Source organism: Mesorhizobium maamorense, assembly GCF_044998965.1.
Lineage (GTDB): Bacteria > Pseudomonadota > Alphaproteobacteria > Rhizobiales > Rhizobiaceae > Mesorhizobium.
This window is the reverse complement of sequence record NZ_CP173356.1, coordinates 1,994,260-2,006,440: the sequence shown is the minus strand read 5'-3', so window position 1 is coordinate 2,006,440 and position 12,181 is coordinate 1,994,260. Positions and strand designations below refer to the sequence as shown.

The 12,181-nt window shown below is 62.5% G+C and carries 13 protein-coding genes and 3 tRNA genes; 4 read left to right on the top strand and 12 right to left on the bottom strand.

Annotated elements, in window-relative coordinates:
• Nucleotides 1-25 precede the first annotated feature (25 nt).
• The 4 genes from secE to tuf all read right to left on the bottom strand — a co-directional run bounded on the left by secE (nt 26) and on the right by tuf (nt 2,780).
• Complete coding sequence (secE, locus tag ACIU1A_RS10380) at nt 26-229, bottom strand: preprotein translocase subunit SecE (RefSeq protein WP_013531408.1); 204 nt, start codon at nt 227-229, stop codon at nt 26-28.
• Nucleotides 230-629: 400 nt separating this feature from the next.
• Nucleotides 630-705, bottom strand: a tRNA-Trp gene (locus ACIU1A_RS10375).
• Nucleotides 706-916: 211 nt separating this feature from the next.
• Nucleotides 917-1,399, bottom strand: coding sequence for a group II truncated hemoglobin (locus ACIU1A_RS10370; protein ID WP_140564602.1), 483 nt, complete (start codon nt 1,397-1,399; stop codon nt 917-919).
• Nucleotides 1,400-1,604: 205 nt separating this feature from the next.
• Entirely contained in the window at nt 1,605-2,780 is a 1,176-nt protein-coding gene (gene tuf / locus ACIU1A_RS10365) for an elongation factor Tu (protein WP_140515452.1), read from the bottom strand.
• A 287-nt stretch (nt 2,781-3,067) separates the two neighbouring features.
• On the opposite strand from tuf, the gene ACIU1A_RS10360 reads away from it, so the two are divergent.
• Nucleotides 3,068-3,955, top strand: a complete 888-nt coding sequence (locus ACIU1A_RS10360; protein ID WP_140517617.1) for a DMT family transporter — start codon at nt 3,068-3,070, stop codon at nt 3,953-3,955.
• Between the two features lie 239 nt (nt 3,956-4,194).
• Here the strand turns inward: ACIU1A_RS10360 and ACIU1A_RS10355 are convergent, their stop codons facing one another.
• Entirely contained in the window at nt 4,195-4,452 is a 258-nt protein-coding gene (locus tag ACIU1A_RS10355; RefSeq protein ID WP_140493554.1) for a GlsB/YeaQ/YmgE family stress response membrane protein, read from the bottom strand.
• Nucleotides 4,453-4,581: 129 nt separating this feature from the next.
• Between ACIU1A_RS10355 and ACIU1A_RS10350 the strand changes: the two genes are divergently transcribed.
• Nucleotides 4,582-5,040, top strand: coding sequence for a YidB family protein (locus tag ACIU1A_RS10350; RefSeq protein ID WP_140493557.1), 459 nt, complete (start codon nt 4,582-4,584; stop codon nt 5,038-5,040).
• 84 nt (nt 5,041-5,124) lie between these two features.
• Here ACIU1A_RS10350 and ACIU1A_RS10345 read toward each other — a convergent pair.
• Both ACIU1A_RS10345 and ACIU1A_RS10340 read right to left on the bottom strand, forming a co-directional pair.
• A tRNA-Gly gene (locus tag ACIU1A_RS10345) sits at nt 5,125-5,197 on the bottom strand.
• Between the two features lie 90 nt (nt 5,198-5,287).
• Nucleotides 5,288-5,372: transfer RNA gene (locus ACIU1A_RS10340), tRNA-Tyr, on the bottom strand.
• 197 nt (nt 5,373-5,569) lie between these two features.
• Here ACIU1A_RS10340 and ACIU1A_RS10335 point away from each other — a divergent pair.
• A complete protein-coding gene (locus ACIU1A_RS10335; RefSeq protein ID WP_140880444.1) occupies nt 5,570-6,415 on the top strand; it encodes an RNA methyltransferase in 846 nt (281 codons plus the stop codon).
• 54 nt (nt 6,416-6,469) lie between these two features.
• Here ACIU1A_RS10335 and ACIU1A_RS10330 read toward each other — a convergent pair whose 3' ends face one another.
• The 3 genes from ACIU1A_RS10330 to gcl all read right to left on the bottom strand — a co-directional run bounded on the left by ACIU1A_RS10330 (nt 6,470) and on the right by gcl (nt 10,181).
• Nucleotides 6,470-7,357 carry a 2-hydroxy-3-oxopropionate reductase gene (locus tag ACIU1A_RS10330; RefSeq protein WP_140558704.1) on the bottom strand — a complete coding sequence of 296 codons (888 nt, stop codon included), beginning with the start codon at nt 7,355-7,357 and terminating at the stop codon, nt 6,470-6,472.
• Between the two features lie 223 nt (nt 7,358-7,580).
• Nucleotides 7,581-8,378, bottom strand: coding sequence for a 2-oxo-tetronate isomerase (gene otnI, locus ACIU1A_RS10325; RefSeq protein ID WP_140561035.1), 798 nt, complete (start codon nt 8,376-8,378; stop codon nt 7,581-7,583).
• 21 nt (nt 8,379-8,399) lie between these two features.
• On the bottom strand, nt 8,400-10,181 hold the full coding sequence (gene gcl / locus ACIU1A_RS10320) for a glyoxylate carboligase (RefSeq protein ID WP_404927246.1): 1,782 nt from the start codon (nt 10,179-10,181) through the stop codon (nt 8,400-8,402).
• 212 nt (nt 10,182-10,393) lie between these two features.
• Here gcl and bhcR point away from each other — a divergent pair, with 212 nt between their 5' ends.
• The gene (gene bhcR / locus ACIU1A_RS10315) at nt 10,394-11,215 is read left to right on the top strand and encodes an HTH-type transcriptional regulator BhcR (protein ID WP_140517623.1); all 822 of its coding nucleotides are present in this window, start codon (nt 10,394-10,396) and stop codon (nt 11,213-11,215) included.
• On the opposite strand, the gene ACIU1A_RS10310 is transcribed toward bhcR, so the two are convergent.
• Entirely contained in the window at nt 11,216-11,575 is a 360-nt protein-coding gene (locus ACIU1A_RS10310; RefSeq protein ID WP_404927245.1) for a hypothetical protein, read from the bottom strand.
• 215 nt (nt 11,576-11,790) lie between these two features.
• Entirely contained in the window at nt 11,791-12,096 is a 306-nt protein-coding gene (locus ACIU1A_RS10305; protein ID WP_140558701.1) for a BA14K family protein, read from the bottom strand.
• Nucleotides 12,097-12,181: the final 85 nt, after the last annotated feature.

Here is a 12,181-nt window from a genome sequence, read left to right as displayed (position 1 = left end):
CACGACTTCTCCGTAATCGCCGGACTTAGCGTCCAATGCCCAGAATCTGTTCGACCGCGAGGCCCATGAGCTGATCGGCGGTGAAGAAAAAGATCATCGCGATCACAGCGAAAGCCAGAACCATCACCGTCGAGATCATCGTTTCGCGTCGCGACGGCCAAGTCACCTTGGCGGTCTCCGCGCGAACCTGCTGGAGAAAGACGAAAGGATTTGTGGTTTTCGAAGCCATATGCCGCTCTGTCTTCAAGACCCGTTGGCCGGGTCTCCTGGATGATCCCGCTGGCCGGGACGTGCCGCCTGGGTCCATTTTCGCGCCGAATCAGCGCAATCATTTCGCCCATGCAAATCAGACGCGTAAAGCCGGCTTCCCAGCTCCACGCGTCGCGTGTCTGTTTCGTCTACATAAAACCGATTCTTGATCCACGCAAGTGGCAAGTGTCCGCTTTATGACCAAACGCCGCCTCGGAACCATCCAGTCGTTCCGTCCCGGCTATGGCGCCCTTATGCCTCAATCAGCCTAATATGGCAAGCCGGTCGCCGATTTTCAAAGGGCAGCCCGCAGAAATATCGTTTCTGATGGCCATTTAGGAAATGGCTGAGTTTTTGTTTTGGCGTGCCATTTCTCGAAATGGCACGGGCAGCAGGGCTCGAACCTACGACCTGCGGTTTTGGAGACCGCCGCTCTACCAACTGAGCTATGCCCGTACACGTGCGCCTCGGCGCAGCAAGGGCTTCCTAAAAGCTTCCGCGCGCTCTGTAAAGAGCGGTTTGCAAGCAAACGCGCCTTCATCCCCTTTCCCGGAAATCGGGATGGTCGACGACCAGCCCGCCGCCATCGATCTCCGGTTTCATGCTCGAGTGCGCCGGCATGCTGTTCGCGGAGATCTTGCCTGCCGGCCCGTGTATCCGTTGGACGCTATTTGGTGTCCGGGACCCGGTAAGGCCCGCCGGGCACGCCCCAGCCCCAGGCCGGCATCGGCTCGGTCTCCGGGTCGCACGTTTCGCCGAGATTGGAATTCATCCTGGCGAGCCGCGATCCCCACTCGACATAGCCCATGAAGGCGGAACGGAACTCCGGATCGTCAGGCAGCCCGACGGCATCCGCGGCATCGGCCAGCAGGTTGATCCAGCGGCGGCGCTGCTCCTCCGTCAAATGCTTGCCCAGGTGATGCATCACCATCTCGCGGTGGCCGCCGAATTTTTCGCTGTAGGTTTTCGGCCCGCCGAAAACCTCGCCGATAAAGGCCGCGACATGGGCGGGATGGTCGGGCGACATATGCTTGAACACCGGCCCGACGACCGGATCCTGCGCCACCTTGTCATAGAAGGTCTGCGTCAGCCGGTTGAGCGCTTCGCTGCCGCCGGCCCATTCGTACAGTGTCGGAACATCCTGGCTCATACTTGACCTCCGCCCAGCGCCGCCTGCAGCGACGATAGCGGAAAAATCGAGCAAGCCTCAACCTGCCTCGATGGCCAGTTCGATGACGCGGCTACCGTTCGACCGCGTGTCGGCCCCTGCATGCCAACGCTGACCTTCGGTCGCCGACAAAAAGGGCGGCCCGAGGACCGCCCTTCCTTCTCGATCCGGCTGATGCCGGTGTCGATTACTCTTTGATGGTGACGACGATGCCGGCACCGACGGTGCGGCCGCCTTCACGGATGGCGAAGCGCAGCTTCTCTTCCATGGCGATCGGCACGATCAGCTCGACGTCGACCGTGATGTTGTCGCCAGGCATCACCATCTCGGTGCCGGCCGGCAGCGACACGATGCCGGTCACGTCGGTGGTGCGGAAGTAGAACTGCGGACGGTAGTTGGTGAAGAACGGCGTGTGACGGCCACCCTCGTCCTTGGTCAGGATGTAGGCTTCGGCCACGAACTTCTTGTGCGGCTTCACCGAACCGGGCTTGGCCAGAACCTGGCCGCGCTCGACACCTTCACGGTCGACGCCGCGCAGCAGCGCGCCGATGTTGTCGCCCGCCTGGCCCTGGTCGAGCAGCTTGCGGAACATCTCCACGCCCGTGCAGGTCGTCTTGGTGGTCGGACGGATGCCGATGATCTCCAGCTCCTCGCCGACCTTGACCACGCCGCGCTCGACGCGACCGGTCACGACCGTGCCGCGGCCCGAGATCGAGAACACGTCCTCGATCGGCATCAGGAACGGCTTGTCGAGCGGACGAACCGGCGTCGGGATGTAGGCGTCGACCTGAGCCATCAGCTCGCGGATCGCGTCCTCGCCGATCTTCTTGTCCGAATCTTCAAGAGCCGCCAGCGCCGAACCCTTGACGATCGGAATGTCGTCGCCGGGGAACTCGTTCTTGGTCAGCAATTCGCGAACCTCGAGCTCGACCAGCTCAAGCAGCTCGGCATCGTCGACCTGGTCGACCTTGTTCAAGAACACCACGATCGACGGTACGCCGACCTGGCGGGCCAAAAGGATGTGCTCGCGCGTCTGCGGCATCGGGCCGTCGGCGGCCGACACAACCAGGATCGCGCCGTCCATCTGCGCGGCACCGGTGATCATGTTCTTCACATAGTCGGCGTGGCCGGGGCAGTCGACGTGGGCGTAGTGGCGGTTCTCCGTCTCGTACTCGACGTGAGCCGTCGAAATCGTGATGCCGCGCGCCTTCTCTTCCGGCGCCGCGTCAATCTGGTCATAGCGCTTGTATTCGCCAAAATACTTGGTGATCGCTGCCGTCAAAGACGTCTTGCCATGATCAACGTGGCCAATCGTGCCGATGTTCACATGCGGCTTGGTGCGCTCGAATTTACCTTTTGCCATAGTCTCTTTCCTTGGACGGCCTGGACCTTCAGTTCAGTCGAATGCGGGGCGATTAGCGACAAAGGCCAAAAAACACAAGCGTCTTTTGCCCGGGCGCCTTCTCACTCGGTCCGAACCCGTGATCCGATTGCGGGGATATGACGCTGATATAGGAACGTGCCGCGCGAAATGGAATGGCCTAAAACCCCGGCGCAATGGCGCCGGTCTCCCGCTCGTCGGTCGCTGTCGGATTTGTCGGCGCTTCATGGCCCATTGCGGCGGTGTTCCCGCTCTGATTTCCTGCACCGATGCATTTCATCCCGACAGCCGTTCGCGGCCCCCTGTTCATGATCGTCTCGACCGGGTCGTATCTCGTCAACGATACGATGATGAAGCTCGCCACGGCGGGCCTGCCGTCCTATGAAGTGCTGTTCCTGCGCGGCGCAGCGGCAGCGCTCTGGGGCTTTCCGCTGCTGTTTGCGCTCGGTTATGGCAAGCAGATCCCGCTGATCTTCGACAAGCGCGTGCTGCACCGCAACCTGCTCGAACTGGCCGCCATCCTTTGTTACGTCGTGGCGCTCGCCAACATGCAGATCGCCGATTCCACCGCGCTCGGACAGGTCACGCCGCTCTTGATGCTGGTCGGCTCCTCCATCCTGTTCGGCGAGCGCATCGGCGGCCAGCGCATGGCGCTGATCGGGCTCGGCTTCATCGGCGCGCTGATGGTGGCGCAACCGACCATGCAGGGCATCTCGGTCTACGCCTTGCTGGCGCTCGGCAATGCGGCATTGTCTGCCGCGCGCGATCTCACCGGCAGGCGGGTTCCGGCCGAGGTGCCGGGAATGATCGTGGCGATTTCCGCCGTCGTCGTGGTGCTGATCGGCGCCGGTGCGGCACACCTGGTTTCAGAGCGCTGGATCATGCCCGGAGCACATCATTTGCTGCTCATGGCCGGAGCCGGGTTCTTCCTGATCTTCGGCCATTTCTTCATCTTCATGGCCTATCGCGTCGGACCGACCAGCGCGGTGGCGCCGTTCTACTACTGCTTCACCGTCTGGGCGATGATTTCGGGCCTGCTGGTGTTCGGACAATTCCCAAACGCGCTGGCGATTTGCGGCATCCTTCTGGTTGTCGGCAGCGGATTGGCCATCGTCTCGCTCGACCAGCGCAAGCGCCGGCTGACTGTCGTCGCCTAAGTCGGCTCCAGTTGCGGCCGATCATCGCCGGGGGTCTCGCCGCAAAGCTCAACACGCTGCCCGCGAGATCCTCAAGAGGGTCGGATAGGGCGCGCCAGACAGCGCTCCGCGGTGGCAAACACCGCCGATGATGGACAGACGACGGCGCATGACCCGAAAGGCGGGATCCGGTTTCGGGAAAGGTCATGGACAAGCGAACGGATAAAATCCCATCCCGAACCTTCGGAATGGGACTGGTGCTAAATAGTCCGCTTGCCGGCGAACTGGTGGTAGGCCCACAACACGACCACGGCGCCCACCACCGCGACGATCAGGCTGTATATGTTGAGACCGGTCACGCCCGACGCGCCGAAAGCGCTGAAGATCAGGCCGCCGACAATGGCGCCGACAATGCCGAGCACGATATCCATGATCATGCCCTGGCCGCTCTTGTTGACGATCTTGCTGCCAAGAAAGCCGGCGATGACGCCCAGAATAATCCAGCTGATGATTGACATTTTTCCTCTCCAATCCCCTGCCGCGTCCATCATTTTCATATGATTGTCAAAAGCTCAAGCCAGCTTGAAATTCCGCCCGATTGCGTCATTGTGAAGATGGGACGGGCTTGGTTGACAAGGAGATCCACGATGGGACTGTTTGACAATGCCGTTCCGGGCGGCAACATCACCAAACCCCTGATGATCGCGCTCGGCGCGCTGCTGGTCGGAAAGATGCTGAGCGGCAGGAGTGCCGAACAGCCGGAGCAACCCCAAGCTCCCGTACCGGCCGAGCCCAGTGAAACCACGGCCGGCGATGGCGGCCTGCTTGGCGGACTGGGCGGCCTGCTCGACAAATTGAAGAACTCCGGCCACGGCAACGTCGCTGATTCCTGGGTCGGCACCGGCCAGAACCAGCCGATCAACGCCAACGACCTGGGCAACGCGATCGGACCGCAGGTCATCCGCGAGATCGCGCAACGGACGGGACTCGACGAGCAGGAACTGCTCAAGCAATTGAGCACGGCCTTGCCTGGCATCGTCGACAAGCTGACGCCGAACGGCCAAGTGCCCCAGCAACACCAGGTCGCGTCGGCCTTCAACAGCTGAAGCGAGCGGACTGCCATCCTCTGCAGCGCTGCGCGACCTGGCCGTGCAGCGTTTCAGCTTACCGATGGCATGGGGTTGGAAATCTGGAGCGGGTAGCGGAATCGAACCCGCATATTCAGCTTGGAAGGCTGCTGCTCTACCACTGAGCTATACCCGCGCCGTGCACTGAAGTACCGGATTCCACGGAAAAGCGCCATGCGCTTTTCGCCTCCGATGCTTTCACGTTTCAGGGCTTCCGGGCCGGCAGTGGTGGAGAGGGTTGGATTCGAACCAACGTAGGCTAAGCCAACGGATTTACAGTCCGTCCCCTTTAACCACTCGGGCACCTCTCCAGTCTGCCGCCGGAGCCATGCAACGAGGCATTCTTGCCGATCCGGACCCGAGTATCACTTCTCCGAAATCAGCGAAGCGCCTTATGGCGGCAAGGCCAGTGGGTGTCAACCGCGTGGGAAGGGTTTTTCGATGTTGTTCGCCGGCTGCGGCGACGGGCCATATCCCTGGCCGCCGGAGACCGCTATAGAAGCCGGCCATGAGCAACAAGACCGGCACCCCGAAAGACACCCACTACGCCAAGCTGCGTCGTGCACACCGCGACGAAAAGAGCGGCGGCGCGCCGGCATTCCGGCCGCGCCAGCCCATGCCGCCGGGCGAGAACGCAGCCGACGGGCTGGTGCGGCTCTATGGCCTGCATACGGTGCGCGCGGCGCTCGACAATCCGCGCCGCAAGATCCGGAAAATGCTGGTGACGCGCAATGCCGCCGAGCGGCTGGGACTGGCCGACCTCGCGGCCCTGCCCTTCAAGGCGGAGTTGGTCGAACCCAGGGACATCGACAAGATCACGGGTTCGGATGCCGTGCATCAAGGCGTGTTGATCGAGGCCGAGCCGCTGAAGCCCAAGCGACTCGACGCTCTCGGCGATACAAAGCTGGTGCTGGTGCTCGACCAGATCACCGATCCGCACAATGTCGGCGCCATCCTGCGCTCGGCGGTCGCCTTCGATGCCGGCGCGCTGATCACCACGGCGCGCCACAGCCCGCAGGAATCGGGCGTGCTGGCGAAATCCGCCTCGGGCGCGCTCGAACATATCGACCAGATCGAGGTCAAGAACCTGGCCGACGCGCTCGCGCAACTGCATGAGGCCGGCTTTCAGACAATCGGTCTCGATTCGGACGGCCCGGCCGAACTCGAAACGAGCTTTGCCGGCGACAAGCTTGCCCTGGTGCTGGGCGCGGAAGGCAAGGGCTTGCGCCAGAAGACGCGCGAGACGGTGACGACACTGGCCCGCCTCGACATGCCCGGCGCGATCCGCTCGCTCAACGTGTCGAACGCGGCGGCGGTAAGCCTTTATGCGGCACGGAAATTCTTGAGGCAGTAGGGCAGTACGGCAGTAGGGTTTCCAAATCGGCCGGAACGGGCGGCTCCCACTGCCCTACTGCCCTACCTCATGCCCGGCCATCCGCTCCAGCGCCCTGACCAGGGCCGAGTGATCCTCCCTGGCGCCGCCATTGGCCGTGCAGGAATTGAACAGTTGCTGGGTGGTCGACGTGTTGGGCAGGGAGACGCCGAGCGCCCTTGCGCCTTCCAGGGCGAGGTTGAGATCCTTCTGGTGCAGTTCGATGCGGAAACCCGGCGCGAAGGTGCGCCTGACCATGCGTTCGCCATGCACTTCGAGGATGCGCGAGGCGGCCAACCCGCCCATCAGCGCCTGCCTGACCTTGGCGGGGTCGGCGCCGGCTTTTGAAGCAAAAACAAGCGCTTCGGCGACGGCTTCAATGGTCAGCGCGACGACGATCTGGTTGGCGACCTTGGTGGTCTGGCCGACGCCGTTCGGTCCGACCAGGGTGATGTTCTTGCCCATCTTCTCGAAAACGGGCCTGGCGCGCTCGAACGCCCTCTCCTCGCCGCCGACCATGATGGTGAGCGATGCGGCCTTGGCTCCCACCTCGCCGCCCGAGACCGGCGCATCGAGATAGTCGCAGCCCAGTTCGTTGATTTTTTTGGCGAAGACCTTGGTCTCGATCGGTGAGATCGAGCTCATGTCGATGGCCAATTTGCCTTTGGAAAGACCTGATGCGACGCCGTTGTCGCCGAACAGCACCTCGGCCACCTGCGGTGTGTCGGGTACCATGGTGATGATGATATCGGCGGCCTTCGCCACGGCGGCATGGCCGGTGACAGTTTTCAGTCCCTTGGCCACCAGTTCGGCCTGTGGCCTGGAGCGGTGGTCGCTGGCGATCACCGTGTAGCCGGCGTCCAGCAAATGTCCCGCCATCGGCGCGCCCATGATGCCAAGGCCGATGAAGCCGATGGTTTCCATTGTGGTTCTCCGTCTTGTTGAGGTTGCGTTCCTTCACGCCCCCCTCTGGCCTGCCGGCCATCTCCCCCACAGGTGGGGAGATTGGCAGTTTCGGCGCTGGCCCCAACTTTCCCGGTTCAAAATTTAGCGAAGCCGCCGGTGACATCCAACCTCCGCCCTTGGTGGGGGAGATGGCCGACAGGCCAGAGGAGGGCGTGAAGGAACGCGAGTTCGATTTCGACAGCTAAGCCGCCGCGCTTCCCTGCCCGGCCAGTTCCCGGAACCACCCCAACCCTTGCTCAGTTCCGGCCTTCGGCTTGTATTCCGCGCCGACCCAGCCGGAATAACCAATGCGGTCGATATGCTCGTACAGGAAGGGATAGTTGATCTCGCCCGTCCCCGGCTCGTGACGGCCGGGATTGTCCGCAAGCTGGATATGCGCGATGCGGCCGAGGTTTGCCTCGATGGTACGGGCGAGATCCCCCTCCATGATCTGCATGTGGTAGATGTCGTATTGCAGGAACAGGTTCTTCGAGCTGACGCGGTCGATCAGCGCCAGCGCCTGGTCGGAATAGTTGAGGAAGAAGCCTGGAATGTCGCGCGTGTTGATCGGCTCGATCAGCAGCCTGATGCCGGCCTGCTCCAGTTTCTCCGCCGCGAAGGCGAGGTTCTCGGCAAACACATCCTCGAGCACCTTGCGGTCGACGCCGGCGGGCGCGATGCCTGCCAGGCAATTGACCTGTGAGCAGCCGAGCGCCTGCGCGTAGGCGATCGCCTTGGCGATGCCCTGGCGGAATTCCGGCACTCGGTCCGGCAGCACTGCGATACCGCGCTCGCCCTTGCCCCAGTCGCCGGCCGGCAGGTTGAACAGCACCTGCGTCAGACCGTTCTTCTTCAGCCGCGCGGCCACCACCTCGGGCGCATGGTCGTAGGGGCCTATATATTCAACGCCTTTGAAGCCCGCGCGGGCAGCTGCGTCAAAACGTTCGAGGAAGTCATGCTCGCCAAAGAGCATCGAAAGATTGGCTGAAAAACGCGGCATTCTTTTTGTCCTTCTTCCGTCCTAGTCGAGCATGACGATCGCTGTCGGGGCATCCTCTTGATGTTCGGTAAGGTCTTCGAATTCGGTGATCTTGTCGATCTCGGTGCCCATCGAGATATTGGTGACGCGTTCGAGGATGAATTCGAGCACTACGGGAACCTGATGCTCCTTCATCAGCCGCTGCGCCTCCTTGAAGGCACCGGCGAATTCTTCCGGTTTGCGCACCCTGACCGCCTTGCAGCCCATCGCCTCGGCAACAGCGACGTGGTCGACGCCGTAGCCGGCCTCGGGATCGTCCGATCGGTTGATATTCTCGAAAGCAAGGCTGACCTCGTAATCCATCGAGAAGCCGCGCTGCGCCTGGCGGATCAGGCCGAGATAGGCATTGTTCACGACGACGTGGATGTAGGGCAGCCTGTGCTGCGCGCCGACCGCCAGTTCTTCGATCATGAACTGGAAGTCATAGTCGCCCGACAGCGCCACGATGGTGCGGTCGGGATCGGCGGCGCGCACGCCAAGGGCTGCCGGCAGTGTCCAGCCGAGCGGGCCGGCCTGGCCGCAATTGATCCAGTTGCGCGGCTTGTAGACATGCAGGAACTGCGCGCCGGCGATCTGCGACAGGCCGATCGTGGTTACGTAGGTGACGTCGCGCCCGAACGCCTTGTTCATCTCCTCATAGACGCGCTGCGGCTTCAGCGGCACCTGGTCGAAATGCGTCTTGCGCTTCATGGTCTTCTTGCGGCCTTGGCATTCCTTCGCCCAGCCCGACCAGTCGCGCAGTCTTCCGGCCGTTTTCCACTCGGTGGCGACGTCGAGCAGTATCTTCAGTGCGGCGCCCGCATCCGAGACGACGCCGAGATCAGGTGCGAACACGCGGCCGATCTGCGTCGGCTCGATGTCGACATGGATGAACTTTTTTCCCTTGGTGTAGACATTGACCGAACCGGTGTGGCGGTTGGCCCAGCGGTTGCCGATGCCGAACACGAAGTCGGCCTCGAGCATCGTCGCATTGCCGTAGCGGTGCGATGTCTGCAGCCCGCACATGCCCGCCATCAGCCGATGATCGTCGGGGATCGCGCCCCAGCCCATCAGCGTCGGGATAACCGGCACGCCCGTGATTTCGGCGAACTCGATCAACAGGTCCGACGCATCGGCATTGATGATGCCGCCGCCGGCGACGATCAGCGGCTTTTCGGCGGCGTTGAGTATCGCCAGCGCCTTCTCGGCCTGGGCGCGCGTCATCGCCGGCTTGAACGGCGCGAGCGGCTCATAGGTGTCGATGTCGAACTCGATCTCAGCCAATTGGACGTCGACCGGCAGGTCGATCAGCACCGGTCCCGGGCGCGAAGACCTCATCAGGTGGAATGCCTTCTGCAGCGCCATCGGCACGAGATAAGGCTCCATGACGGTGACCGCCCATTTGGCGACGGGCGACGCGATAGCGGCGATGTCGACGGCCTGGAAATCCTCCTTGTTCAGCCGCGCCCGCGGCGCCTGGCCGGTGATGCAGAGGATCGGGATGGAATCGGCTGCGGCCGAGTAGAGCCCGGTGATCATGTCGGTGCCGGCCGGGCCTGACGTGCCGATGCAGAGCCCGATATTGCCTGCCTTGGCCCTGGTGAAGCCTTCGGCCATGTGCGAGGCGCCCTCGACATGACGGGCCAGCACATGGCGGATCGTGCCCCTCGCCTTCAGGGCCGAGTAGAGCGGATTGATCGCCGCTCCCGGCACGCCGAAGGCGCAGGCGATGCCTTCCTTTTCGAAAACGAGAACCGCAGCGTCGACAGCGCGCATCCTGGCCATTGTTCCGGCCCTCCACAGGGTTGTGATTGTTGGATGACCGAGAATGTCAGCAAGCGGCCTATTTTTCAATTTTTTCAGAATATTTTTTCATTTCTAGGAAGCTGCCGTTGCCAATTGATTTCCTTTCTCTTTTTGTTTTCCAAAAAATGGCAATGCAGAAGAGTGAAAAACTTTTTCATTGTCCATTCGGGAAAATCGGGCATGATGGCGTGATGGAAACCGCCGAAAAACGCCAGCGCGGCCGGCCGCGCGCCTTCAACGGCCCGTCGGAAGCGGCTTCGGTGCAGTCGTTGGACCGGGCCTTGCGCATCCTGGCCATCGTTGCCGAAGGCAGCGGCCTGTCGCTGAGCGAGATATCCGCGCAAAGCGGCCTGGCTGCCTCTACCGCCTACCGCATGCTGACGACGCTCGAAAACCACGGCATGGTCGAGTTCGACAGTTCGGACCAGCTTTGGTCGATCGGCGTCGAGACCTACCGGATGGGCGCGGCGTTCCTGCGCCGCCGCAAGCTGGTCGACCGCGCGCGCATCGTCATGCAGGAGCTGATGGAGAAAACCGGCGAGACCGCCAATCTCGGCGTCGCCGAGGACGATTGCGTGGTCTTCGTCAGCCAGGTCGAGACGCACCAGGCGATCCGCGCCTTCTTCCGACCGGGCACGCGCAGCCCTTTTCACGCATCCGGCATCGGCAAGGCGGTGCTGGCCCATCTCGAGCCGGAGCGCGTCGGAGCCATCCTGCGCAAGGCCGGCCTGCAGCGCTTTACCGACAGGACGCTGTCCGACATCCCTGCCCTCGCGCATGATCTCGCGACGATCAAGCTGCGCGGCTGGTCGGTCGACGACGAGGAACGGCACCCAGGCATGCGCTGCGTGGCATCAGCCATCTTCAACGAATTCGGCGAGCCGATCGGCGGTGTCTCGGTGTCGGGGCCGACCGTTCGGGTTACGCCTGAGAGGCTGGCCGAGATCGGCCCGCTGGTGCACAGCGCCGCGGCCGAGGTGACCAAGATGATCGGCGGCGTGCAAACCGGATGATCAACCTGCTCCGGGCAGCGCGCTTCTGCTCGCAAGATCGAAGAAATCGAGCAGGATCGCCATGCCGACACCGCAGGCGGTGAAGACGAGGCCGGTGATGAAGATGCGGTTGGCGCGTTCATAGGCGCTCAGCCGCAGGCACTTTGTGTCGAGCAGAAGCGACAGTGCCCGCATCTGTAAGGCGATGCCGGCCAGGATGGGCAGCACGGCGACGAGATGATAGGTCTGCCACGGGATCGGATTGGCGGCCCAATGCGTGATGAATCCCAGCGAAAACGCCAGCAGGATGCCGACGGCCGGGACCGTGCCGTTGCGGAAAATAATCTCGACCTGTTCCTCTTTCGGGTCCTGCTCGTCCAAGGATCACCCTCCCCCATATCGCCCGCAGATTATCGCCAAGCAGATTAGGCCTTCGGGAAATGCCTGTACATTGCCGATCGCATCGACAAAAGCCGATGACCGAGGGTTCAGGCGTCTCCGTGAAAGTCGGCTAATCCAACAGGTGTGCCGCCATCCAAGCGTAGAAAAGGGGCTCGCCTGAGCCCCTCTTCTGGTGCTGAACGGTGCTCCTCCTCTCAGAGACGGCAGTAATGGCGATAGCCGTCGTAACCGATGTAGGTGTCGGAGTCCGGATCGTAGCTCGAATAGCGATCGAAGCAGCGGCGGACGTGCCACGAGCCGCCGCCCTCGTCGACGTAGACGGTGCGGGGCTGGGCAAGCAGGCTGCCCAGGACAAAACCGCCGACGCCGGCGGCAATGCCGATGCCGATGCCATGGTGGTGGTGATGCGAATGAGCCGCCGAGGACTGAACGGTGCCGACCAAAGCGGTGGCGGCGACGGTGGTGGCGATGAGGCTGGAAACGAGTGCGCGCTTGAACATGATGATCTCCTTGCTTCGTTTGGAGAGGCGACCCATCCGCCTCTTGATCATCTGTCGTTCGGCACAAGAAAAAGGTTCGAATCTT

Bases quoted from the DNA above. Each gene is read 5' to 3' on its own strand.
- secE (WP_013531408.1), bottom strand. From the start codon at position 229: ATGGCTTCGAAAACCACAAATCCTTTCGTCTTTCTCCAGCAGGTTCGC.
- ACIU1A_RS10370 (WP_140564602.1), bottom strand. From the start codon at position 1,399: ATGAGCCAGGATGTTCCGACACTGTACGAATGGGCCGGCGGCAGCGAA.
- tuf (WP_140515452.1), bottom strand. From the start codon at position 2,780: ATGGCAAAAGGTAAATTCGAGCGCACCAAGCCGCATGTGAACATCGGC.
- ACIU1A_RS10360 (WP_140517617.1), top strand. From the start codon at position 3,068: ATGCATTTCATCCCGACAGCCGTTCGCGGCCCCCTGTTCATGATCGTC.
- ACIU1A_RS10355 (WP_140493554.1), bottom strand. From the start codon at position 4,452: ATGTCAATCATCAGCTGGATTATTCTGGGCGTCATCGCCGGCTTTCTT.
- ACIU1A_RS10350 (WP_140493557.1), top strand. From the start codon at position 4,582: ATGGGACTGTTTGACAATGCCGTTCCGGGCGGCAACATCACCAAACCC.
- ACIU1A_RS10335 (WP_140880444.1), top strand. From the start codon at position 5,570: ATGAGCAACAAGACCGGCACCCCGAAAGACACCCACTACGCCAAGCTG.
- ACIU1A_RS10330 (WP_140558704.1), bottom strand. From the start codon at position 7,357: ATGGAAACCATCGGCTTCATCGGCCTTGGCATCATGGGCGCGCCGATG.
- otnI (WP_140561035.1), bottom strand. From the start codon at position 8,378: ATGCCGCGTTTTTCAGCCAATCTTTCGATGCTCTTTGGCGAGCATGAC.
- gcl (WP_404927246.1), bottom strand. From the start codon at position 10,181: ATGGCCAGGATGCGCGCTGTCGACGCTGCGGTTCTCGTTTTCGAAAAG.
- bhcR (WP_140517623.1), top strand. From the start codon at position 10,394: ATGGAAACCGCCGAAAAACGCCAGCGCGGCCGGCCGCGCGCCTTCAAC.
- ACIU1A_RS10305 (WP_140558701.1), bottom strand. From the start codon at position 12,096: ATGTTCAAGCGCGCACTCGTTTCCAGCCTCATCGCCACCACCGTCGCC.